At 72.3% G+C, this 710-nt stretch carries 1 protein-coding gene; it reads left to right on the forward strand.

Annotated elements, in window-relative coordinates:
- On the forward strand, positions 1–710 hold a 710-nt coding region (locus CAPSK01_RS01820), incomplete at both ends, for a DUF5682 family protein (RefSeq protein WP_034921493.1).

Raw genomic sequence — 710 nt, forward strand, 5'->3', positions numbered from 1 at the left:
TGCCGGCGCCGCCGAACGCGCCGCGCGTGCCATCGTCGAGCGCCTGCGCAGCCGTCAGGTCGCCGTCTCGACGGCCGATTGCATCGCCTTTCGCGAGACCCTCGCCGGTCTGGCCCGGCTGCGCGGTCATCCGGCGCCGCTGCGCAGCGACGTGCTCGATGCCGCACAAAGTGCGTTCATCAGAGAGGCGCTCGATGCCCCCGCGCCCTGGACCCGCGACGGACTGCTCGCCACCCACGATCACCCCGTCATGCGCGAGGCGCTGCTGGCGCTGACCGGGGACGGTGCCGGCAAACTCGCTGCCGACACCCCGTTGCCGCCTCTGGTGCTGAATGTCGAGCGTTGCCTGGCGGCATGCACCATAGAGCTCACCGCCAGCAAGCAAAGTCGCGTCCTCGACCGCCGCCGGCCGGACGACGCGCACGTCGCGGAAATCCTGTGGCGACTGCGCCTGATCGATGCTGACGGCATCGAGCTGAAGGCGATGCGCGCCCCGTTGGCCGCGCGCAGCCTCGCCGCCACGCTCGCCTTCGAGGAACACTGGCAACTCGTCCGCAGCAGCCGCTGGCTTCTCCGCCTGATCGAGGCTGCCGCCTGGGGTGGCACGCTCGATGCCGCCGCCCGCGCCCGCCTGCTGGCCCGCCTGGAGGGTGCGGAGCAGGCGCAGGAGATTGCCCGCGGGCTGACCGATGCGGTGCGCGCCGGCTTCT

Source organism: Candidatus Accumulibacter vicinus, assembly GCF_000584955.1.
In the GTDB taxonomy this organism is placed as follows: domain Bacteria; phylum Pseudomonadota; class Gammaproteobacteria; order Burkholderiales; family Rhodocyclaceae; genus Accumulibacter; species Accumulibacter vicinus.